The organism is Paenibacillus sp. Z3-2 (assembly GCF_054161325.1).
Genome location: NZ_CP096397.1, coordinates 2,036,795 through 2,059,133, shown reverse-complemented (window position 1 = coordinate 2,059,133; position 22,339 = coordinate 2,036,795). Strand labels below are relative to the sequence as shown.

Sequence of the window (22,339 nt, the reverse complement as noted above, 5' to 3'; positions counted from 1 at the left end):
CCGAACCGTTTCCTTTCGTTTCGGATTTCTCTTGAGATCCATCATCCGTCTGTTTTGCGGTTTCCTTCTGCGAAGTTTGTCCTGTTTCAGCCTGCTGGTTCATACCGATTCGGGCTTTGCTGCGGTTGGGGCCATTCCCGATCCGCCAGATACTCCTGATCTTCCTGTTTCTTCAATACTGCTATAGCCTGTCTGAGCTTTCCAGGCAACGGAAGTCCGATTTTCGCATAATTTTCGGTAATCGAGATCAATTCATTGACCAGATAGAAATAAATAGCACCGCCTTTGATAATATCGGTTCCCATGAGCAGGTCAATTCGGTGGGCAAGCAAGACAACGGTCAACATCAGCCCTTTGCGAGCAAGCCCCCAGAATCCAACGTTACTATTCAATCCGGTTCCCGTCCTCACAGCCGCCGCCAAACCTGTTATATAATCCACAGCCATCGCAACCGCGAGCAGGCTCAGCAGTTGATCCCATCCGCCAAAAGCAAACGTAACAATCGCTCCCGAGACAGCAGCAAAGGTATTCACAGATAGATTCACGTTCCTCACCCTCTCCCTTACACTTGAGTACCCTACAATATATGTAAAAGTAAGAGATTTGACAGGTCACATGTCATGCTGAACTTGCGGATTTATCATTTCAGATTTGTGCACATCCTTTATTCAAGCCGATGAAGAAAAGAGCATGTTTTTGGGGAAATCAGGGAAATAAACCGCATCATATCAACAAAATTAGATAAAAGTTCTTAAGACCTATAAGCAGTTAATTAGAACTATATTATTTTTATTCCCGTTCAATTTAACCCGTCATTTTTAGTGAAACATTGTAATCTAGGAATATACTAGGATGTCAATTGCGTATGGTCTAGTTCGTAGTTCCCTCTTTATCGTGAATTGACGCATTGACGCATTTGTAACCGGTAAACCCGGCACTTGAAAGTACCCCGTTGTTTATTGTAGTATTTGGTTAAAAAAAATCGGAGGAAATATGCCTAATCAACCAGAACAACATTCCATCCAGGCGTGGTCTCTGATCAACCGTAAATACTTGGGAAAAGGCGTCCGTGTTAAACGATTCCGAAAACCGACACGCTGTCAAATCCGCAATCGTGTTCTTCTTGCCGTGCTGATGGCCAATGATATCAAGCTGTCCCAGCTCGCAGAGGACCTCTCCATCTCTTCACGCAGTGTCAGTGCGTGGGTGTATGAAGGACGGATACCCGGCAGTACCAATTTGGACAAGACATGCCAATTACTCGGTTACCCGCGCCACATTCTCTTTAATGAAGAAGTTGTGCGTAATAGCCCTGTGATATGTCAACCCGAGTCATCTCGCTTCATGAAGCGTACGGTGACCCGTTCTCCGGTTAGTAACCGTATTCTGACAGGCTTGTGTATGGTCCATGATTTGTCGGTGACAGATGTCAGCCACTGGATCGGGGTTCATCCCGGCACTTTCCGCAAATGGCTGCATCAGGGAACGCTGCCTTCTGCTGCGTTTCAGGAACAAGCGGAGCAATTTTTCCGCATCCCGAAAACTATTTTGTTCGCAGATGTTATCTTGAAAGATCGTCGCAACAACTAAATAAGCGAACAGCCAAAAGGCTCTGCTCTCCCCTAGGGAGGCCAGAGCCTTTTTTAACGTAAAACGTATGCCTTCTCTCCCGGACTTGAAGCAGTCTTCTGGCTATTCCATCGGAAATGTCAGATAATCTCCCCTTCTTCGCCTTTTGCTTCCAAAGAGAGCCATCACAGCCCTCTACAAGCTAAGTTTACGCATTTCATCATAACCGATCTCTCTAAAAGGCTATCCTTACCTCGTGTTCAACACTTCATTGATATATTTCAATCCGGTATATCGAGGACGAAGCGTATGCGCTGTGGCGAATGCATGCTCTACCATTTCCGGGGTTACACCCAGTTGTTCAATAGTTACCGGTCCGCCTACTTGTTCCAACCAAGCGGTGAGCTGAGCAGCCTCAGGCAAATGGTCATATATGCCGAACACCGGTTCACCCGATGTCTGTGCGAGTTCTTTATATTTTACAGTAAGCAATGCACAAGCTACGCCAACTTTGGCACCATGCAGAACCGGTCTCTCTCCCGCTTGCATCAGGTCCATCTCCCAGATATGAGACAGGTGGTGTTCTCCTCCAGACGCCGGACGGGAGTGGTCAATGATCAGCATGGAGATGCCGGATACAATTAACGCGTCCATTAATACAGCCACCCCTTCCGCTCGTCCCTCCGCAATAGCTTGTACATGATCTATACAGGTGTTCAGCGCTTCTTCTGTCATCCGATAAGCGACCGGACAGAACGGTTCTCCGCCCAGTTCACGAGATACAACCCAGTCTGCAAGCGAAGTATATTTACCAAGCATATCTCCGAATCCGGCAGCATTCATCACTTGGGGGGCTTGATCCAGAATATCCAGATCGGCAAAGATAGCCTCAGGCGGCACAGCCTGAAATGTCTGTTTGACTCCGCTTACAATTAAGGGTGCACCTGCAGAGGTAAACCCATCTACCGAAGCCGCTGTCGGTATGGACAGAAATGGCTTGTTCATTTTGGAACAGACAAATCGCACCAGATCATGGATGGTACCAGAACCCACGGCGATGACTGCCTCACTAGTCAGATTCACACCCAACATGACTTGTACAATAGCGGCTTCGTCGGCAACGATATCACCCGTGTGATTCTCCGGTAGAGCGATCTCATCCACCTGAATGCCCGCTTCCCGAATACTGCTCAGTACATCAGACCCAGCGGCCCGAAACGTATGACGATCATAAACAACCGTCACTTGATGGTACCCTCGCTCAGACAAATAACCCGGCAACCTCTGAATGGCCCCAGCTTCCAGATGAATCAGCATATCCACCATTCGATGTTGATGTCCACAAGCACACTGCTGCGCTTCCTCATTCCATGCTGCAATTCGTTCGTTCATATTCATTCGCTCTTACCCTCCCATATGAGATCTCATGCATAATTAACGGGTTAAAACCACAAAATGAAAAAAGGAAATAAAATGTGATGTTTTTCCTGATCACACTTTACTTCCTATACCCAACATTTGCAAATCCATATCTCACATTTCCAAGTAGGTGAATCGATGAAATTAACGAAAGAATTAGGGGTTTCGCTCGGATTTCTCGCCGGAACCACCTTTGGTAGCGGTATCGCTTTTTTGTTTCGTCTCCAGTCCGTTGAAGTTATTGCCAGTGTTACGCTGTTCGGTATCGCAGGAGCCATTGCGGGAATCATCATGGCAGTCATTTTGCGACAGCGGCAGCATTAGAATGCCAACGCATCATGGCGAATTCACACTAATTCTACAAAAAAATAAAGAAAGGTTCATGAATTGCTCTGGAGCAACTCATGAACCTTTCTTTTGTTTGATGCGGTCGAGAGGACTCGAACCTCCACGGGGGTTAGCCCACACGGACCTGAACCGTGCGCGTCTGCCAATTCCGCCACGACCGCATAATATGTATCTCCTCATCCATCGATGAAAAGCGCTCCGGTGAAGCAATTCCTTGTTTTACCGTAATTCAGAGTATACATGGTCCAAAATTAAATTGCAACTTCTTTTTTTATTTCATTCATGAAAAGGACATATGTCCTTTTTTATCAAATTCAAACATCCTATCGTAGCATTAGGCACATAAACCAACCATGCAACTGAAAAAAATGAAGGAGAGATCCACTTTGAAAACAGCCAATCTTTGTTTTATCGGTGCCGGATTTCATGCATCCACGAATATATATCCTTCTGTTGTTGAGGCTGGAGGGCAGATCCAGGCCATTGCCACTCGCAGTATCGTACGCTCTGAAGCAGCTCTGCTGCGATTTGGCAGCAACGGAAAAGCGTATGACAACGCTCAGCTTATGTTACAGCAGGAAACCTGTGATGGAGTCGTTGTCGTCGCCCAGCCTGTAGATCAGACCACTCTTGTCCTTGAATGTATTCGGGCTGGCAAAAATGTATACGTGGATAAGCCGCTCGGATGGAACGCAGCCGAAGCCGCCTCTGTAGCAGAAGCTGCCGAACAGGCTGGCGTTGTCGTCATGGTCGGTTTCATGAAACGTTATGCTCCCATATATATGAAACTCAAGGAACTCATTGATGGCGGTTCGCTAGGTAAGGTGCGTTCATTTCAGATGAAGTTCGCGGTAGACAGTACGCCATTTTGCAAGGATGAGGAACAATTCATGAAGCTCGCTGCCATTCATATGGTCGATCTGATGCGTTTCCTGTTCGGAGAAGCCGTACGGGTTACAGGCACAACTGTGAGGGATAAGGAACATATCAACCAGAGCATCTCCCTTGTATTTGAGAATAACGTCGTGGGCAGTGCCTATTTCACCGGCATGAGTGCGTGGTCACGAGAAAGCGAAAATGTACTCGTGACCTTTGATAACGGATTTGCGTCTGCTGAAGAGATCAACACACTCACTGTTCATTCATCCCGAAGCTCAACCAGCCTTCCCTGGAAATCTCTTGAGGAACAAGATAGCGTATATACTCCTTCCGGATCTCCCATGTCTGGAGCTTATCGTGACCTTTATCTGCGCGGGTTCGTTGGTGAAATGGCTCATTTTATTGAATGCTGCCAAAATCAGGCTGTCCCACATTCCAGTGCCAAGGATAATATTAGAACGATGGCACTATGCGACGCTATTCTATCGTCACTGGGGTGACGTATATACGTTCATTTTTCAAGATAAAAGACAAAAGAAGCTGTCCCTTGTTCTTAGGGGTCAGCTTCTTTACTATTTGATAACGGTCTGGATGGTGATCGTGCGGTTACGTCCCTCTTCCTTCGCTTGATACAGAGCATTGTCCGCCAAGTGGAACAATTCCGTTGCCGTTGTGGAATGCAATGGATATTCAGCAATTCCAGCAGAGATGGTGACGGAACGATCGATAGGCAATATACTTTCTTCGACCGTTATTCGGATACGTTCAGCAATCTCAAAGGCGACATTGGATTCAGAATTTCTTAACAACACAACAAACTCCTCTCCTCCAAAACGAGCGCAGACATCTTCTGGTCGAACGGTCAATTGAATGATGTTGGCAATATGTTTCAGTACTTCATCCCCTGCATGATGCCCGAATGTATCGTTAATGGATTTGAACCGGTCAATATCCAGCACAATAATGGTGAATGGTGCTTCTTCCTGAATCCAGTCCTGAATGACCTCTTCGAATGTTCTGCGATTGTTCATGCCTGTTAAGACATCTGTTCTGGCGTCATAGGCAAGCTGGTTCGTCTGTTTCCTAAAGTTCGCCATCGCTCCAACAACCGTTCGTGTGAGAAGATCAGCCTCCCTGTTCCAGTGAGGCTTCATTACCGGCAACTCCACTTGCCCCTTATCAACCTGGTTCACCAAATCAGCGAGCAGTACAAATGGGCTGGCCAGCTTGCGTGCAACCCGAACCACAATAAGGGTCAGAATCAGGAACGGCACTGAAGTATACAGCAACAACATACGGATATGATGATTCAGCTGATCGTAGACCGTTTGAGTTGGAGATACGATCACCACTCCCCAGTCTGTTGATGGAACTTTGTAATAACCCGCAAGTGAATCCACACCTGCCAGGTTTTTGTATTGCTCTTTCCCCGTCTCGTTTTTTAGCAGCTTTTGTACCACTTCATTTTTACTGACATTTTCACCAATTCGGTTGGTGTTTGGGTGAAATAACAAAGTGCCCTTCTTATCCACAATAAAAAAGTAGGAACCATTACTTGTCTTGAGCTGACTGCCAAAAGACAGACTCAATATATTATTTTCCTGTAAAAAGATATTTCCACCGATTGTTCCTTGGTACTCCCCTGCCGAATCAAAGATCGGTTCACTTACAAATACAATTCTGCGTTTGGTTCTGGGTGTCTGGTACGCTTCGGAGATATACGAAGCCCTCAATTTAACCGCTTCTTTTGCTGCATTGGAACTAACATGGTGACCTACGCTAGCCTGTGAGTAAGGTGAGGTAGACCTGACTACTCCCGCTTTATCTACCAAAGAAACGGAATTGAAGAAGTTACTGCTATTGCGAACCAGATCAAGAGTGGAGTTCAATTTGTCCGCATCGGTGTAATCCATCTCCGGGAAATACTTGGCTGCATATTTCAAACTCTCCTGCATGGAATAAAATACTGAATCCAGTGTTTGGCTCATTTGCACAGCGCTTGCGTAATTTAGCGACAGGGTGTTATCAATGAGTGATTGTTTCTGAGATGTATAAGATGAGATGACCATGATGGTCAATGTCATTAAAACTGAAATGGTGACCAACCCGCCAAGCAAGGCCGTAAGGCTAATTTTCTTGATATTCTTTACTTTTTTTCGTAATCTGGATATCCTGTTTGGTGCAATCATTTATTACTTCCCCCGGATTTTCATGAAAAAGCATATTCCCTCTATCTTATACGAAAGTTGTTAAGATCGGATCAACCAGAATCAACAATGATATATCCCTCTTCTGGCTCCTGTTCAACAAAGCCCGCCATGTGACGAAGCTGAAAATCAATCGGATGATGACTGCCCATCAAAATACGATTTTGGACCTCATCTGCCGTTTCTGCAGGCAATGCGAATGCACGTGTATAGGCAAACTGTCCCTGAAGTGTGGTATAGATCGCATTGACAAGCCGATCATTGCCCGCACGTCCGAACACATTAAGGATCACAGCTCCATCCGAGTCCAACTTGTCCTTGACCATGGCAAAAAAATCACTGGATATAAACTGCTCAGGCGTGCCCGTCGCCGTAAACGCATCAATAATAATGTAATCATATGTCCCAGCGGGTTCATGCCCTAATAATTCACGACCATCCCCAATGAGGACAGGGCTCCCATCATATCCAAAAAAGGTTCGGCTCAACTCAGCGACCTCTGCGTCCAACTCAGCCACCTTTACCTGACGATCGGACAAGTAGGTAGGCAACGTGCCAATACCATGTCCCACCACAAACACCTTATCAAATGCAGGGTCATTTCGTTCCATTAGATGTACGATCGCTCGGGGATACTCCAACACCATCCGTGCAGGCTCATCCAGATCCATGGCTCCCTGCACAGCTGCGTTGGAGAATTCCAATACACGAAACCTTCCCTTTTCTCCATAAAGCCTTTTCGTATCATATACCGTCAGCTCATGCTGTTCACTTTTATTCCGATACAGAACTCTCACGAACCGTTCTCCCTTCGTACGCTTACACTTATTCGACATATATCTTCATTCTATTACACGGGATGACAACATACCACCCTATACTTGAATGATCGTAGTAGATCAAGAAAAAGACTGTTTCCGATCATACGGAAACAGCCTTTTTTATGAACCTTTCAACATTATTAAGAGCCTATAGCCTCATGCAGAGCCTGGACATATTCCACGCCCAGATTGGAGAGAGAAGTACTCTTGTGACTTATCCAGCCTACATTAATGGATTCCTCACATTCCAGCGGAACAGGAATGATCTCGTTTCCGTTCAGATCGGCGCTAAGCACTCCTGTAGAGATGGTATAACCATTTAAACCAATCAACAGATTAAACAACGTTGCGCGGTCATTGACCTGGATGCTTTTCGGATGAGATAACGTACTCAGGATTTCTTCGGAAAAATGAAAGGAATTGTATTCTCCCTGGTCAAAAGACAGGTACGGGTAATCCTGTAATTGTTCGATTGCAACCGATTCCTGCTTCGCCAGTGGGTTCTTCACACTGATAAAAATATGTGGCTTGGCCATGAACAGGCTTGTAAAAACCAGACCCGCATCTTTTAACAATTTGTTAATTACTTTAGCATTGAACTCATTCAAATACAGGATGCCAATTTCACTACGCAGGCTTTTCACGTCCTGAATAATCTCATAGGTCTTCGTCTCCCGGAGGGCCAACTCGTATTCATCCTGACCATACTTCTGTACCAGACGAACAAAGGCATTCACTGCAAACGCATAATGCTGCGTCGATACGGAGAAATGCTGCGGCGACGGTTTCGCGTTCAGATACCGGTTCTCCAGCAGTTCGGCTTGCTCCACCACCTGCCGTGCATAACTCAGGAACTCCACGCCTTCTTTGGACAGCGATATACCCTTATTGGTACGTTCAAAAATGGTAATGCGTAGCTCCTGCTCCAGATCCCGAATGGCGTTCGACAGACTAGGCTGGGAGATAAACAGCCGTTTGGCTGCTTCATTCATCGAGCCACGTGTGGCAACTTCAATCACATATTTTAATTGCTGTAGGGTCAAGGTTGAATTCCTCTTTTCGATATCATTGTACCTATTATATACCAAAAGAGACTCTGAACTTAAGCTAAACTCGCTGTAGGTCTCACTACAATCTCATTCACGTCGACCTCTGCAGGCTGGTTGATGGCGTATAGGATACTTTGCGCAATTGCCGAGGCAGGAATGGAGATGTTGCGATACTCTTTCATCAAATCCCTCGCTTCTTCATCGGAGATCGTATCCGCCAGTTCCGATTCGGTCACACCAGGAGAAACGAGTGTTACCCGGATATCTCCACCCACTTCCTGGCGAAGACCCTCCGAAATTGCACGGACTGCATATTTCGTTGCACAGTACACCGCGGCTGTTGGTGATACAACATAGGCACCGATCGAGGCGATATTGATAAATTGGCCGAAACCTTGCTGTTTCATGATGGGAAGACCAGCAGCAATACCGTGAAGCACCCCACGAATATTGACATCAATCATGCGGTTCCATTCGTCAATCTTTAGTGCTCCGAGAGGGGATAGCGGCATAACACCAGCATTATTAATAATAACGTCAACATGTCCGTACCGAGTACGAGCCTTATCGACAATCGCCTGCATCTCTTCCAATCGAGTCACATCAAGTGGTTGATATTCAACCGAACCGCCCTCCAAACGAATCGATGAGGCCAATTCCTCCAAGCGCTCCACACGTCTCGCTCCAATAATTACATGTGCACCATGCTGTGCAAGCAAACGAGCAACTGCTTCCCCAATTCCGCTACTTGCACCAGTAATAACAACGACTTTCCCTTTTACATTGGACATATTAATCCACTCCTTCTCATTGGTTATTGGCATTCTCTCGATACAAAACCATGCCAGCATGGTACAAAATATCTTCTCTAAAGTCTCCGTCTGCTGTAAAACCCGTATCATCCACGTATTCAATATGTTCTCCCTGTATGACATAGCATCCCTTATACGCACTTTGTCGATTGCCCCTCGATTCGTCATATCGACCATTAGGAAGAAGTTCATGCCGGATGTATCCATCCTTCGTGACCCACATTCCTACATACGGATGTTTTTGTTCTTCTTTGCTTCCCATGTGCTCAGGTCCCATCGCTCCAGCCCCCCTTCCATGATTCAAAAGTTTCTCTTGTTCATCTTCATTATGAAGGGGATTAGTGACTGCCCGATAGAAAAATCCAACAGCATTCTTGCCTATATCTCCGGGAAATTCTAAAATAATAGCAATAGCTTTTCACAGGAGGGCTGCACTTCATGCTTTTAAAAACAACGAAAATGGATCATGAAATTATAGAGCAACAGCAAAAGTTGGCTTCTCTAATCGGGCGTTTCACCCCTATTGATGGGATCCATGCGACGGCAATTCCTTCGCTTGCCTTAATCCGCGCCTCAGAGATCTCACAACCCATATTTTCTGTTCATCAGCCTGCCCTTTGTATTGTCGCCCAAGGGTCCAAATTAGTTATACTGGGACGGGAGAGCTATACCTACGACCTATCTCAATATTTAGTATCTTCCGTAAACTTGCCTATCTCAGGGCAGGTTGTGCAAGCAACCAATGAAAATCCCTATCTATGCATGCGACTGGATTTTGATCCAGGGCAGATCTTCGATCTGATTCGTGATACCCCTTGCGCACCACCCAAACCAGACAACTTAACAAGCCGTGGGTTGTTTGTTAGTTCAACCAAGCTCCCACTACTTGAAGTCGTATTCCGATTGGTTGGATTGCTAGACACACCCAAGGACATTCCTGTCCTTGCTCCACTCTTCATCCGTGAGATTCTATATCGCATTATTCAGGATGAACATGGACATTCTGTTATGCAGTTTGCGGTTCAAAATAGTCATGCACAGCACATCGCTGAAGTCATCGAAGTCATCCAGTCCGAATACGCTAAACCACTTCGAATTGAACAGCTCGCTGCAATGGTCAACATGAGTTCCTCCTCCTTGCATCATCATTTCAAAGCCATCACTGCCATGAGTCCATTGCAATTCCAGAAACAGATCCGGCTCCAGGAAGCCCGGCGAATGATGCTTTCTGGTTCAACCGATGCCGCCGATGCCGCGTTCCAAGTCGGCTATGAGAGCCCTTCCCAATTCAGCCGGGAGTATGCTCGAATGTATGGTCTTCCCCCAAAAAGCGATATCAAACGCCTTCGCCATACACTCGAAATTGAACATTAAAAAAAGAAAGACCCACGCCATTATGACGTGGGTTTTCGAATTCCAATGGAAAGCATGACCATCAGGAGAATATATTCTTTTTTTGAAATACAGACATTTGGTTCTCACCGGTAATAGGGCATTCATCAGGAAACATACTTCGTTTATGCAACTTCTCGTCGATAAAATCCACTACCTGTTGTAACGAAGCAATCTGCGCTTCAACTTTCTTCCGATGATTCACCAGCATCTCCCGTTCCTCCGGGAAATCTGCCAGATCCGAATCCATGGACATCTGCAGATAAGGCTTCATTTCCTCCAGAGACATCCCTGTTTTTTTCAGGCAAGTGATCAACTTCATCGTTTGAATATCCTCCGGGCGGTATACCCGATGACGATTGACCTTGCGTTCAGCTCGGGGAAGAAGTCCAATTTTCTCATAATAACGAATCGTATCTTCCGATAATCCAGCCTGTTCTGACGTTTCTTTAATGGAGAACAATTCATTTTCGCTCATCATATGGGCCTCCTCCACATTCATTTCTCTCTATATTACAACTTGGAGTCAGCTCCAAGTCAAGCATGATCCGCTCTTCCATCTACCCCCTTGACTTGGAGTCGACTCCAAGTTGTAGAATGAGCGCAGCATACAGATTCGTTCTGTAATCCCATTCTTTCTGGAGGTATATATGAATATACAAAATCAACTTCGCACCGCTCTTATCACAGGCTCAACGTCAGGAATCGGGCTAGAACTGACCCGCAAGTTACTGGCCGAACATTGGCAGGTCATTGGTCTTAATCGTTCCACTTTCCCTACTGACGATACCGATATTCAGAACGCATTACGATCAGGCCAGCTCCGGTTGGTTCAGGCTAACCTGACCAACTACGACAGTCTGAGAACGGCACTGGATCAGATTAAATCCGATACCGATTCGATTGATGTCTTATTTAACAATGCAGGAGGTAGCGCTGCTGAACTTCGTTTTTCTGATCAGGGACATGAAATGCACTTTGAACTTCAGACTGTGGTCCCTTACATCATCTACATGGATTTAGTTGATCTATTGCTCAAAGGACAAATGAAAACAGTCGTTAATACCTCTACCACTGCTTTCAATATGGTCAAACAATTCGATCTGAACACTCTGGAACGTCCGACTGAATTCAAAAAGCTGTTTGGGCCCTATGCCATTTCGAAGCTCGGCCTCTCTCTATGGACACGCGAGGTTGCCAAGTCTGCCAAAGCGGATGGCATACAACTGCTAAGTGTAGATCCCGGTGGAAATAATACGCTAAGAGGCAATAAAACATCCGGCTTGCCCTTCTATATCAAACCCATTATGAAATGGTTCTTTCCCCATCCGAGCCATGGCGCGTCCCTGCTCTACAATGGGGCCTTCTCATCAACCAGACATGAATCCGGTACGTTTCTGGTTAAAAATAAAGCGACAGCCCTTCGTTTCACAGAGCAAGGCCCTGCCGTTCTACATCGAGTTAATGAGATATATGAGCAGCGTTTCCTTATAAATCAGTCTGGAAATCCCGTGGCGTGAACATGAGTCTGACGCCTGGAGGTGTACGGGAATTGCACTGGCATCCCAATGCAGATGAATGGCCATACTATCTGACAGGACAAGGAAGAATGACCGTCTTCGGAGGCAATGGCATTGCTCACACATTTAATTATCGGGCTGGAGATGTGGGATATGTACCCGCGGCATTGGGACACTATATATAGAATACCGGTACAGACACATTATGGTTTTTGGAGATATTCCGGAGTTGATCGCTTTGAGGATGTGTCATTGAATGTAGTATGCACCTCTATCATTTGTACCGAAATAGGGTAATTGTCAGAGAATCCCACTATACAAGGAGGAATATGAAGATGAGAGCCGTTACGTTTCAGGGAATCAAGGATATTCAAGTCAAAGAGGTTGAGGATCCCAAACTGCAACAGAAGGATGACATTATCGTTCGTATTACTTCAACGGCCATATGTGGATCCGATTTGCACATTTATCAGGGAGCCTTGCCTGCTGCCAAAGATTACGTTATCGGTCATGAACCGATGGGCATTGTAGAAGAAGTGGGTCCGGAAGTGACACGTGTGAAGAAGGGGGACCGTGTAGTCCTGCCTTTTAATATCTCTTGTGGTGAATGCTTCTATTGTAATCATGACATGGAGAGCCAATGCGATAATTCCAACGGTAACCCGGATATTCATACAGGTGGTTATTTCGGATTCACCGAACGCTACGGAAACCACCCCGGAGGTCAGGCAGAATTATTGCGTGTCCCCTACGGGAACTTCACACCGTTTGTGATTCCGGAATCCTGCGAATTGGAAGATGAAGCTTTATTGTTCCTGTCCGATGTTCTCCCAACCGCTTACTGGAGTGTCGAGAATGCAGGAGTCAAACCGGGAGATACAGTTACTGTACTCGGTAGTGGACCCATTGGGCTGATGACGCAGAAGTTCGCCTGGATGAAAGGTGCCAAACGCGTTATTGCTGTGGATCGACTACCCTATCGGCTGGAGAAAGCCAAACGCTTAAATGATGCAGAGATCTTTAATTTTGAGGATTACGACGATATGGGCGAGCACATTCGTGAGATTACAAAAGGCGGGACCGACGTTGTTATCGACTGTGTGGGTATGGATGGCAAAAAGAACATGCTGGAAGAAATCGGGCAGAAGCTAAAACTTCACGGCGGCACCCTAAGCGCGATCGAAATCGGCATGAAAGCTATCCGCAAATTCGGCACCCTTCAATTGACGGGTGTGTATGGTTCATCCTACAACATGTTTCCGTTAGGCAATCTGTTTGAACGTAATATTAATCTCAGAATGGGACAAGCCCCTATTATACATTATATGCCTGAGTTGTTCCGCAAGATCACTGCTGGTGAATTTGATCCAACCGAGATCATCTCCCATCGAATTTCGCTGGAGAATGCAAGCGATGCGTACCGCATTTTCAACGATCATGAAGATGAATGCACCAAGGTTATACTCAAACCCTGAGCCGATATTTCGGTTTTAAATATGCAAAATAAAACAAGCAGATATACCTATTCAAGGTACGTCTGCCTGTTTTATTTTTATCCATAAGTCGGCTTAATGGCTTGAATATACACACTTTCTCCTTGGAAGCTAACGAGGTTACCTTGCCCGGTCTCTTCAAAGTTAAAAAATGTTCTGATGATAGATGGTGCACTCAACATACTCGCTTCAAGTTCCCTTCTCTCTTGACTCGGCAGTGCTGCACGGTTACACCATTCTTCAAACTTAAAGCGTTTCTGGAAGGAAACCATTGTTTCCATTCGGAATCCGGCATACTCCAGCAAGTGAATCCATTCCGTCTTGCGCCATGCCCGAACATGGCTTGCATCTCTATACTTCTCCACTTCATTGTAAAACTGGTCATTCTCATCGCGTTCAGGAGCCACGTTGTCAATCAATAACAACCTTCCACCAGGCTTCAAGACGCGTAGTGCCTCAGAGACAAAGGAAGAAACGTCTGGAAAATGGTGTGCAGCGATTCGGCAGGTGACAAGGTCAAAGAAATCATCGTCGAAAGACAGCTTCTCTGCATCCCCGGCTACAAAATCTACATTACGATGCCCATTTCCCCGAATAAACCGTTCAGCTACCTGGAGCATTTCCTCCGTCAGATCCAAGGCTGTCACCTGCTGCACAAGTGGAGCCAGAGCATTAGCTACATGGCCTCCCCCAGTGGCGATATCCAGCACCCTCATATCCGGAGTGGCTTGAGATGAAGCCACGAGCAGCGCGAGATCCTCACCTTTGGCATGTCCAGCACTTGTAACGTATTTCTCCGCATTTTTTGCAAACTGCTTCTGTACCTGACTCTTGATTACATCAGCCATTCCAATTCCTCCTACATTTGTTTCATTAGACGAAACCTAGTTTCATAACATAATTATTTTTATTTTACCACAGATAAATATAAAAGCATCCCCCAAGTGAATTCCACTCAGGGGATGCTTCTTATATTTTAATCATCATAACAATGACATGTTAACCTCTAGTACTAATCCTTATGGTTACTTCACGAGCGTTGGCGACTTCTTCCACAGTCCCAGGATCAGACCGGAGATCACAGCACCAATCGCAACAGCGAGCAGGAATAACAGTGCGTGGTTCGCCAGTGCTGCAACGAAGATCCCGCCATGCGGAGCAGGTACATTAATGCTCCACAGTTGTGTCAGTCCGCCGGCAACAGCGGAACCCAGAATACATGAAGTCAATACACGTAATGGATCAGCCGCAGCAAATGGAATTGCACCTTCTGTGATGAAAGAGAATCCAAGTACATAGTTAGTCAGGCCAGACTTGCGTTCTTGCTCCGTGAATTTGGATTTGAAGAACGTGGTTGCAAGTGCAATGGCCAGAGGAGGTACCATACCGCCTGCCATAACCGCTGCCATCCATGCACCGTCTGTGTTACCACTGGATGTGAATACGCCAATGGCGAACGTGTAAGCCGCTTTGTTGAAAGGTCCACCCATATCGATGGACATCATGCCGCCAAGCAGCACGCCCAGCAATACCGCATTACCTGTACCCAGATTACCAAGTGCGTCTACAAGCCAAGTATTCAGGGAACCAAAGATTGGATCAAACACATAGAAACTGATTGCACCCACGATCAGCAAGCCGAATACCGGATACAGCAAGATTGGTTTTAAGCCATCTAGCGCTTTCGGCAAACCTTTGAACAACTTACGGAGTCCAATGACTACATAACCAGCCAGGAAACCGGCAGCCAAACCGCCAAGGAAACCAGCGTTCGAGTTAACTGCCATCAATCCACCGACCATACCAGGCATCAGGGCCGGGCGATCACCAATACTCATCGCGATAAATCCGGCAAGTACCGGAATCAGGAAGTGGAACGCACCTGTTCCGCCACCGATGGTTTGAAGCAGTTGTACAATCGGATTTTCAGGACTAGCAATCTGTTCGAACAAGAAGGAGATTGCTAGCAGGATACCGCCACCTACAACGAATGGCAGCATATGCGAGATACCATTCATCAGATCTTTATAGATTTTGCTACCTACACTAACCTTGCCAGTGCTTGCGCCCTCTTCCTTGGCATTTCCGCCCTGACTGCGATAGATCGGTGCATCGCCGTTAACGGCCTTGCGAATCAGTTCTTCGGATTTTCGGATTCCATCGCTCACCGGTCTTTGCAATACCGGTTTACCATCGAAACGTGCCATCTCCACATTTTTATCTGCGGCAACGATAACCCCTTTGGCGCGGGCAATCTCGTCAGCAGTGAGAACATTCTGTGCGCCTTCAGAGCCATTTGTCTCTACGCGAATATTAATGCCCATTTCCTGAGCTTTCTTTTTGAGTGCATCTTCAGCCATAAATGTATGAGCTATACCTGTCGGACAGGCTGTAACCGCAACAACAAAATCCTCCGAATTCGCATTACCTACAATCACACCAGAGGTATTCTGTTGCTTAGTAGTAGTAGAAGCGGATACGGCATTTGCAGCTTTTTCAGCCTTTGCTTTCTCTTTGGCGGCTTCCTTCTCTGCTGCTTCCGCCTGTTTGGCATCAAACAATGCACTGACTTCTGCAGGTGTGTCTGTGCTCATCAGTTGTGAGATGAAATCGCTATCAATCAACAACCTGGAAAGAGCTGCAAGCGTACGCAGATGGGTATTACCTGCGCCTTCTGGAGCCGCAATCATGAAGAACACATGAGCTGGCTGATCATCCAACGCTTCAAAATCAAGTCCTTTTCTACTCTTGGCAAATACAACCGTTGGTTCATTCACCGCTGTAGTTTTGGCGTGAGGCATCGCAATTCCGCCACCAATACCTGTGCTGGATTCAGCTTCTCTTTTATAGATCATTTCCTTGAACAGGATCGGATCATTAATACGTCCGCTTCTATTAAGGCTTGCAATTAATTCATCAATAGCCTCGTCTTTGGTTGTGGCTTGCAGGTCCATGATCATCGTTTCCTGGATCATCAAGTCTGTTATTCTCATCTTGGTACACTCCCTTAAGTTCTATCGGCCTGCGATGTGCAGGCCGCACTACATTACAATGAATACATTTATATGCCCGTTTGACTAGATCGCCGTAATGGTTACTTGATTACGCAGTTCATCAATTCGTTCACGTGTTGCCAGGTCATCGGAGAACGCAGTCGCGCTTCCGGATGCAACCCCTGTCCGGAAAGCTTCCAGCAGGTCCCCGTTCAGGACATAGGTACCTACGAATCCGCCAATCATGGAGTCTCCGGCACCCACTGAGTTTTTCACGCTACCTTTTGGCACATTCGCATGGTGAACTTCCGCTTTGGTAATGAATAATGCACCTTCGCCTGCCATGGAGATCAACACATGTTTAGCACCGGCTTCGAGCAACTTACGCCCGTATAACACCAGTTCCTCGCGAGTCTCGATGGTTACACCGAACAGTTCAGCCAACTCATGATGATTCGGCTTCACCAGCAATGGTTCATGTACAAGTGCTTCCATTAGCGCAGGTCCAGTCGTATCAATTACGAATTCGGCACCCGTTTGCTTGCATACTTTAATGAGACGATCATAGAAATCCGATCCAAGAGAAGGTGGCACACTTCCAGACAGAATGACAATATCTCCTTTTTGCAATGAAGATAATTTGCGTAGCAACTGATCTGCCTCTTCTGCGCTTATTGCAGGTCCAAGACCATTAATTTCGGTCTCTTCTCCATGCTTCAGCTTAATGTTAATGCGGGTATCATCTGCAATCGTAACAAAGTCAGTTCGGATGTTATCTTCATGCAACTTGTCATTAATGAAACGTCCCGTGAATCCACCAAGGAAACCAATAGCCGTGTTATCTGCCCCAAGTTGATTCAGGATGCGAGAGACATTAATGCCTTTGCCACCAGGGAGCTTCAAATCCCGATTCATTCGATTCAGTCCGCCAAGCTTCAGCTCATCCACTTCCACGATGTAATCAATGGACGGGTTAAGTGTTATCGTATATATCATCGTTATCCCTCAATTATTTTAGTTTTCTGGGCGATTCCAGGCCGCCAGTGTTCTGGCATATGCTCGGTAATCAAATCGGCCTCCTCCAAATCAAACAATTTGGCAAAAGTAATTTCCCCTATTTTGCTGGAATCAGCCAGCACATAAGATTTTCCCGACAATTGATGTGCACGCCTTTTAATCAAGGCTTCCTCGGGATCAGGTGTTGTATACCCCATCTCAGGGTCCACTCCATTGCTTCCAAGAAAACATTTATCAAAACGGAAATTATCCATGTTCTGTAATGCAATACTGCCAATGACTGCTTTGGTATGAATTTTCATCATACCTCCAAGCAAGTAGCTGCGAATGCGCTTGCTGACCAATGCTTCAACATGTGAAAGCCCGTTGGTAACAACCGTTACGTCCTTGGCTTCAATAAAGGGAATCATGGCTAACGTTGTCGTACCTGCATCCAGATAGATGCATTCGCCATTTTCGATCTCCTGTGCAGCCAAACGGGCAATCGTCGTTTTTTGTTGAATGTTTTTGAACGTTTTTTCTTCCATGCCCGGTTCCAGCGTTTTTTCATTCACCAGTGCGGCACCGCCGTGGATGCGCTTGAGCATCTGACGACTCTCCAAATCAATCAAATCTCGTCTAATCGTTGATTCAGAAGCACCTAAAATATCAACAAGCTCTTGCAATTTCACAATTCCCTGTAAATGTAAGCGCTCTATAATTGCAGCATATCGTTCTTCAGTCAGCATCTTCATTCCTCCAACTGCTTCTATAGTATCATAAATCCCTCAAAAAACAACCACTTTCATTCAAAATAATTTAAAAACCTTCAAAAACCGCATCTTTCGACTTACGCAACTCATACTCTTCCGCACCATCATAAAGATGTCATTCCGTGCTCATCGTATCCATTAAAAATCCTGCAGCATCCGGCGCTTCAAGCGCGGCATTGCAGGATTTAACTATTCATAGGATTTTCATGCGCGTTTATGACTCTACAACCATTGCATCCGGTTTGGGTTTAAGCCATTTGCCTTCTTCATTAATAAAAGCCCCCTTGAAGCGGCCCATCTCCAATTGTTCAATCAACCTCTCCTCATCCATGACCAGAATCTCAGCCAATTGGCCCAAACTATAATAATCAGCGGGATTGTAATCGAGCAGCACAGGAACAGACGTATCATATAGTTCTTTGATCAGATTCTCAAAGGAATGCCGACCGAGATTCTCCATGTCTCTATAAAACTGCAAATGTTGGGACACCATATTACGGAAAGATTTATTCTCCAGATGCATCCACAACGTATTGCAGGCCTGAACACTCATATGATTTTGTTCCACATCGTAAAATTGAACTTCTTCAATCTTCATGTATCTCTCTTGAAATGCAACGATTTTAATCAAAGGTACATTTCGTTTACGCGACGCTTTCTTCAAATGAGCCCTAAATTGCTCATAGTTCATTTCATTCATCTATTATCCCTGCCTTTAACATGTTCCAACCGACATTTTACAACAAATTAGAGGCAAGTGTAACCTTCATCCCGTGAAAAATAAAAAAACGTGCAGCATCAGATGCCACACGCTCACTAACTTATGGAGTATTCGTTTAGCCGAGGGCACCACTTTTCACCCATGTAGCCGTAAATTCCTCTTCTTCATACGCATAGAATTGTTGCAGAATAACCTCACGATCATCGAGGAACAACTGATCCGCTATGGCAGAGACCAGTTTGGGCACCGCACTCTTGGTTCCCGATATTGCCGATGCCGACAGACCACAACTGGCAAGTGCAGAGTAGTTGAATACAAACAGTCCGTGCAGCGTTTTCTCACCCTGCTCACTCCTGCTCGTCATCGCAAACCCGGAACTCAGGTATGGATGTGCATCCAGTAATGCATTGCGATGCTCTGGCGGAGCCTGATAACAGTCCTCCCAACGCGCGATAAGTGGCTCCACAAGCCTCAGTTCAGGACGTAGTGCCGGATCACTGAGCAGACCCGTGCTAATAATCAGAAAATCAAACGTAAATGTTCCCTGTGGGGTATGCACAATCGCTCCCTGATCCGATGCTTCTACACTCAGCCAAGGCGAGTTCAAATGTAATTCGAATCCAGGCCAGGCTGCCGCACGATTAAACGTATCGTTGGTTGGTGGTTGATTGAATTTGAAGAAATGAGAGATCACTTCATATTTATCAGCAACCGGAAGAGCGTGGTATCGCTCGATCATACCGGATTGTTCCATCTGACGAATGGGATTAACACTAGGCAGCTGTTCCCGCCGTACAAATACATGAGCTTCCGCCACACCTGTGGCAAGGGCATAGCTCGCGTTGTCAAAAGCAGAAGCACCACCACCAAGCACCGCAATTCTTTTACCTTTTAAACGATCAAACTCAATCGCTTCAGACGTATGGGCATACAATTCCCGAGGTAATCTGTCAGCAATCATGGAAGGTACATGCCACTCTCCTCCACCTTGTATTCCGGTAGCAAGGACGACTTTGCGAGCAAGTAGGACATCCTTCTGAGTTCCTGCCTTGTTCACATGAAGTCGATGTATTCCGTTCTCCATAGGCTCAACAACCGTCAATTCTACCTCATTAAGAATAGGCAGATTCAATACTTCCCGATACCAGCGCAAATAATTCATCCAGTCTCCACGCGGGATCTTGTCTACCTCTTCCCAACCTTCGGGCCCCACCTGTGCTTCCCACCATGAGCGAAAGGTTAACGAAGGAATCCCCAGATCGATGGAAGTCAGATGCTTGGGTGTGCGCAAAGTAACCATACGCGCATAAGTCTCCCAAGGCCCTTCAAGGCCTGAGGTATTCTCGTCAATCACGACAATATTAGAGATCCGTTCACGAAGAAGTCCAAATGCCGCCCCTAATCCACTCTGACCTCCACCCACAATGACAACATCATAGACATGACCATCCGTATGTTCTCTTGGGCGCACCCAGTTTGAGCCACCAAATGACAAATAAGATAGATCTTTCTTCACACGTTCATTCAAATCTTCCAGGCTCATGATTCATCAACCCTTTCAAGGACACATATGAACTTTTTTTTAATTGTTGATGTTAGTTTTTTGTTAGTTATATGAAGAAGATTCTGTTTTTCACTTGTAATCATGACATATATTAGCGTTATTATATGAGTTATCGGGGATGATTTGAAGTTCGCGGTAGCTTTATTGTCATCAAAACTAAAAATATCTAACATGCTTGTTAATTCGTACGAAACCCTAACTGGACGGTACCCTCTTCTTTTGATGTTGCTTCTTCTAGATCGATGCTTTACAGAAAATAAAAAAGACAGACCAAGATGTAACTTTTGGTCTGTCTTTTTAATGGAATGCTATTGGCCGGCCTGTTCACGGCGCTGCAATTTTTCATTAGTTAATTTCTCAGGGGTCACATCATGACCCAGTGGGTCCACAACGGATACTGCCAGCATGGTTGTCAGTACCTGACCTCGAATAGCCTGCAAATATTGTTTTCTAAGCTCATGCTGCTCGCTCTGTTCTGCTTTTGTCAAACCGACGCTGCTGCGTTGTTTTCGACTTAATTCGTTAATGCGTCCCAAAATAGGAATCATGAAATCCACCTCACTTATTAGTTCAATTTCTGAAAGATATTTCGAATATCTTCAAACTAACTTATTACAACTTTACGAATTTGTCCATAGGCGCAACTCCGTTAAGAAGTTTTTTAGGTAATCTCATGCACAGACCACACAATACCATTCGTAGCACCACCCCATATTCAATATGCCTATGCCCCCCATAGTTAGTGATCAATCAATTACAATTAATTCAAAAAATATATTCCCTCTATTCCCCTTGCAGCTCTTTAATCGTCAAAGCAATTCCTTCTTCAAAAGAGGTTGCCACAACCGGGCCAATACGTTCCTCATACTTCTGTCTGCTCAAAACCAGCGGTTCCTCGGTCAGATATAACATTTCTACAATTTCTTTCATAACGGGTACACCCAGTCCGATCAACGACAATCCCACTTTTCCTAACGCCATCACAGGTTTGCTTCTCCCCGCAACCTTCTGTGCCATACGCACGATGTCATGACCCGAGATGATCCCCGATCCAGGAATGTTCCAGTTCTGTCCATACGTCGTATCTCTGCTTGCCAGCTCCACCACCATGACCGCAGCATCCGGTAAATAGATATACTCTCTCGGTACCTTCATATTTCCGATAAAAAAAGCCATCTTTCCTTTCGCTATCGCTTCAAGTGTTGAACCCAGATAGGAAGCCTGATTAGCTGTTGGGCCATAATAATCCGGCAAACGTACGATCATCACCTGAGCTCTGCTCCATCTTATGCTGAATAACATCTGTTCATAGGCAAGTCGTGTCTTGCCTTTGCGGGTATGTGGCTGTTTCGGATGTTCTTCCGTTACCTCCTTCATTTGTCTTCTGCCATAGGGGTAGATTCCGTCTATTACAACCACGTTCAGACCCAGGTGTTCTGCCGCCGCCATCACGGATTCGCCGAGCGGAATCAGCCTGCTCTCCATCTCGTTATAAGGGACATTCGCACAATGAAATATGACATCGGTACCCTGGGAAGCAGCCACAATATCATCCGACCGAAATGCATCTCCCACTACGTTTTGCAGGTGATCTGGAGTTCCCAACTTTACCGCAAGTTGCTCCAGTTTTTGACGGGAGCGCCCAAATGCGATCGTAGAAATCCCTCGTCTAATCAATTCCTCCGTGATCGCTGCACCTGTTCCACCTGTGGCTCCAATTACAATAGCTTTTTTCATCGTATATCGACCTCTTCCATCCATTTAGTTATTGATCAATTACTTA

Annotated in this window: 22 protein-coding genes, 1 tRNA gene and 1 pseudogene; 7 read left to right on the top strand and 17 right to left on the bottom strand. The window is 45.8% G+C overall.

All coding sequences use genetic code 11. The features are described 5' to 3' along the window. Positions 1-86 precede the first annotated feature (86 nt). Positions 87-554 carry a phage holin family protein gene (locus M1D71_RS09240; RefSeq protein ID WP_458126197.1) on the bottom strand — a complete coding sequence of 156 codons (468 nt, stop codon included), beginning with the start codon at positions 552-554 and terminating at the stop codon, positions 87-89. Positions 555-993: 439 nt separating this feature from the next. On the opposite strand from M1D71_RS09240, the gene M1D71_RS09235 reads away from it, so the two are divergent. Beyond that, entirely contained in the window at positions 994-1,590 is a 597-nt protein-coding gene (locus M1D71_RS09235) for a helix-turn-helix domain-containing protein (RefSeq protein ID WP_017689431.1), read from the top strand. 228 nt (positions 1,591-1,818) lie between these two features. Here the strand turns inward: M1D71_RS09235 and M1D71_RS09230 are convergent, their stop codons facing one another. Then, positions 1,819-2,967 carry a sn-glycerol-1-phosphate dehydrogenase gene (locus M1D71_RS09230; protein WP_458126196.1) on the bottom strand — a complete coding sequence of 383 codons (1,149 nt, stop codon included), beginning with the start codon at positions 2,965-2,967 and terminating at the stop codon, positions 1,819-1,821. 159 nt (positions 2,968-3,126) lie between these two features. On the opposite strand from M1D71_RS09230, the gene M1D71_RS09225 reads away from it, so the two are divergent. Continuing rightward, positions 3,127-3,312, top strand: a complete 186-nt coding sequence (locus M1D71_RS09225) for a hypothetical protein (RefSeq protein ID WP_458126195.1) — start codon at positions 3,127-3,129, stop codon at positions 3,310-3,312. A 101-nt stretch (positions 3,313-3,413) separates the two neighbouring features. Here M1D71_RS09225 and M1D71_RS09220 read toward each other — a convergent pair. Beyond that, positions 3,414-3,497, bottom strand: a tRNA-Leu gene (locus tag M1D71_RS09220). 225 nt (positions 3,498-3,722) lie between these two features. On the opposite strand from M1D71_RS09220, the gene M1D71_RS09215 reads away from it, so the two are divergent. Next, positions 3,723-4,715, top strand: a complete 993-nt coding sequence (locus M1D71_RS09215; RefSeq protein ID WP_458126194.1) for a Gfo/Idh/MocA family protein — start codon at positions 3,723-3,725, stop codon at positions 4,713-4,715. A gap of 72 nt (positions 4,716-4,787) precedes the next feature. Here M1D71_RS09215 and M1D71_RS09210 read toward each other — a convergent pair whose 3' ends face one another. The 5 genes from M1D71_RS09210 to M1D71_RS09190 form a co-directional block, all read right to left on the bottom strand. Next, positions 4,788-6,404, bottom strand: coding sequence for a sensor domain-containing diguanylate cyclase (locus M1D71_RS09210; RefSeq protein ID WP_458126193.1), 1,617 nt, complete (start codon positions 6,402-6,404; stop codon positions 4,788-4,790). A 71-nt stretch (positions 6,405-6,475) separates the two neighbouring features. Next, positions 6,476-7,219: a spermidine synthase gene (locus tag M1D71_RS09205; RefSeq protein WP_458126192.1), complete on the bottom strand. Its 744-nt coding sequence runs from the start codon at positions 7,217-7,219 to the stop codon at positions 6,476-6,478. 164 nt (positions 7,220-7,383) lie between these two features. Next, the gene (locus M1D71_RS09200; RefSeq protein WP_458126191.1) at positions 7,384-8,286 is read right to left on the bottom strand and encodes a LysR family transcriptional regulator; all 903 of its coding nucleotides are present in this window, start codon (positions 8,284-8,286) and stop codon (positions 7,384-7,386) included. Between the two features lie 59 nt (positions 8,287-8,345). Beyond that, a complete protein-coding gene (locus M1D71_RS09195) occupies positions 8,346-9,083 on the bottom strand; it encodes an SDR family oxidoreductase (RefSeq protein ID WP_458126190.1) in 738 nt (245 codons plus the stop codon). A gap of 16 nt (positions 9,084-9,099) precedes the next feature. After that, a complete protein-coding gene (locus M1D71_RS09190) occupies positions 9,100-9,381 on the bottom strand; it encodes an Atu4866 domain-containing protein (RefSeq protein ID WP_458126189.1) in 282 nt (93 codons plus the stop codon). A gap of 161 nt (positions 9,382-9,542) precedes the next feature. On the opposite strand from M1D71_RS09190, the gene M1D71_RS09185 reads away from it, so the two are divergent. Then, the gene (locus M1D71_RS09185; protein WP_458126188.1) at positions 9,543-10,478 is read left to right on the top strand and encodes an AraC family transcriptional regulator; all 936 of its coding nucleotides are present in this window, start codon (positions 9,543-9,545) and stop codon (positions 10,476-10,478) included. A gap of 61 nt (positions 10,479-10,539) precedes the next feature. Here M1D71_RS09185 and M1D71_RS09180 read toward each other — a convergent pair whose 3' ends face one another. Beyond that, entirely contained in the window at positions 10,540-10,977 is a 438-nt protein-coding gene (locus tag M1D71_RS09180) for a MerR family transcriptional regulator (RefSeq protein ID WP_458126187.1), read from the bottom strand. Between the two features lie 169 nt (positions 10,978-11,146). Here M1D71_RS09180 and M1D71_RS09175 point away from each other — a divergent pair, with 169 nt between their 5' ends. From M1D71_RS09175 to M1D71_RS09165, 3 genes and pseudogenes are all read left to right on the top strand, one after another. Next, positions 11,147-12,016, top strand: coding sequence for an SDR family NAD(P)-dependent oxidoreductase (locus M1D71_RS09175; protein WP_458126186.1), 870 nt, complete (start codon positions 11,147-11,149; stop codon positions 12,014-12,016). 2 nt (positions 12,017-12,018) lie between these two features. Further along, positions 12,019-12,274, top strand: a pseudogene (locus M1D71_RS09170) (cupin domain-containing protein); the annotation flags it as partial. 77 nt (positions 12,275-12,351) lie between these two features. Then, positions 12,352-13,491 (top strand): zinc-dependent alcohol dehydrogenase, encoded by a 1,140-nt coding sequence (locus M1D71_RS09165; RefSeq protein ID WP_458126185.1) that lies wholly within the window; start codon positions 12,352-12,354, stop codon positions 13,489-13,491. Between the two features lie 77 nt (positions 13,492-13,568). Here M1D71_RS09165 and M1D71_RS09160 read toward each other — a convergent pair whose 3' ends face one another. The 8 genes from M1D71_RS09160 to M1D71_RS09125 form a co-directional block, all read right to left on the bottom strand. Beyond that, positions 13,569-14,357 carry a class I SAM-dependent methyltransferase gene (locus M1D71_RS09160; RefSeq protein WP_458126184.1) on the bottom strand — a complete coding sequence of 263 codons (789 nt, stop codon included), beginning with the start codon at positions 14,355-14,357 and terminating at the stop codon, positions 13,569-13,571. Between the two features lie 177 nt (positions 14,358-14,534). Continuing rightward, the gene (locus M1D71_RS09155) at positions 14,535-16,502 is read right to left on the bottom strand and encodes a PTS fructose transporter subunit IIABC (protein WP_458126183.1); all 1,968 of its coding nucleotides are present in this window, start codon (positions 16,500-16,502) and stop codon (positions 14,535-14,537) included. Positions 16,503-16,586: 84 nt separating this feature from the next. Beyond that, on the bottom strand, positions 16,587-17,498 hold the full coding sequence (pfkB, locus tag M1D71_RS09150) for a 1-phosphofructokinase (RefSeq protein ID WP_458126182.1): 912 nt from the start codon (positions 17,496-17,498) through the stop codon (positions 16,587-16,589). A 2-nt stretch (positions 17,499-17,500) separates the two neighbouring features. Continuing rightward, positions 17,501-18,247 carry a DeoR/GlpR family DNA-binding transcription regulator gene (locus M1D71_RS09145; RefSeq protein ID WP_458126181.1) on the bottom strand — a complete coding sequence of 249 codons (747 nt, stop codon included), beginning with the start codon at positions 18,245-18,247 and terminating at the stop codon, positions 17,501-17,503. A 238-nt stretch (positions 18,248-18,485) separates the two neighbouring features. After that, complete coding sequence (locus M1D71_RS09140) at positions 18,486-18,971, bottom strand: hypothetical protein (RefSeq protein WP_458126180.1); 486 nt, start codon at positions 18,969-18,971, stop codon at positions 18,486-18,488. Positions 18,972-19,107: 136 nt separating this feature from the next. Further along, on the bottom strand, positions 19,108-20,535 hold the full coding sequence (locus M1D71_RS09135) for an NAD(P)-binding domain-containing protein (protein ID WP_458126179.1): 1,428 nt from the start codon (positions 20,533-20,535) through the stop codon (positions 19,108-19,110). 329 nt (positions 20,536-20,864) lie between these two features. Continuing rightward, the gene (locus M1D71_RS09130; RefSeq protein ID WP_036670038.1) at positions 20,865-21,104 is read right to left on the bottom strand and encodes a DUF896 domain-containing protein; all 240 of its coding nucleotides are present in this window, start codon (positions 21,102-21,104) and stop codon (positions 20,865-20,867) included. Positions 21,105-21,339: 235 nt separating this feature from the next. Further along, complete coding sequence (locus M1D71_RS09125) at positions 21,340-22,293, bottom strand: NAD-dependent epimerase/dehydratase family protein (protein ID WP_458126178.1); 954 nt, start codon at positions 22,291-22,293, stop codon at positions 21,340-21,342. Positions 22,294-22,339 lie beyond the last annotated feature (46 nt).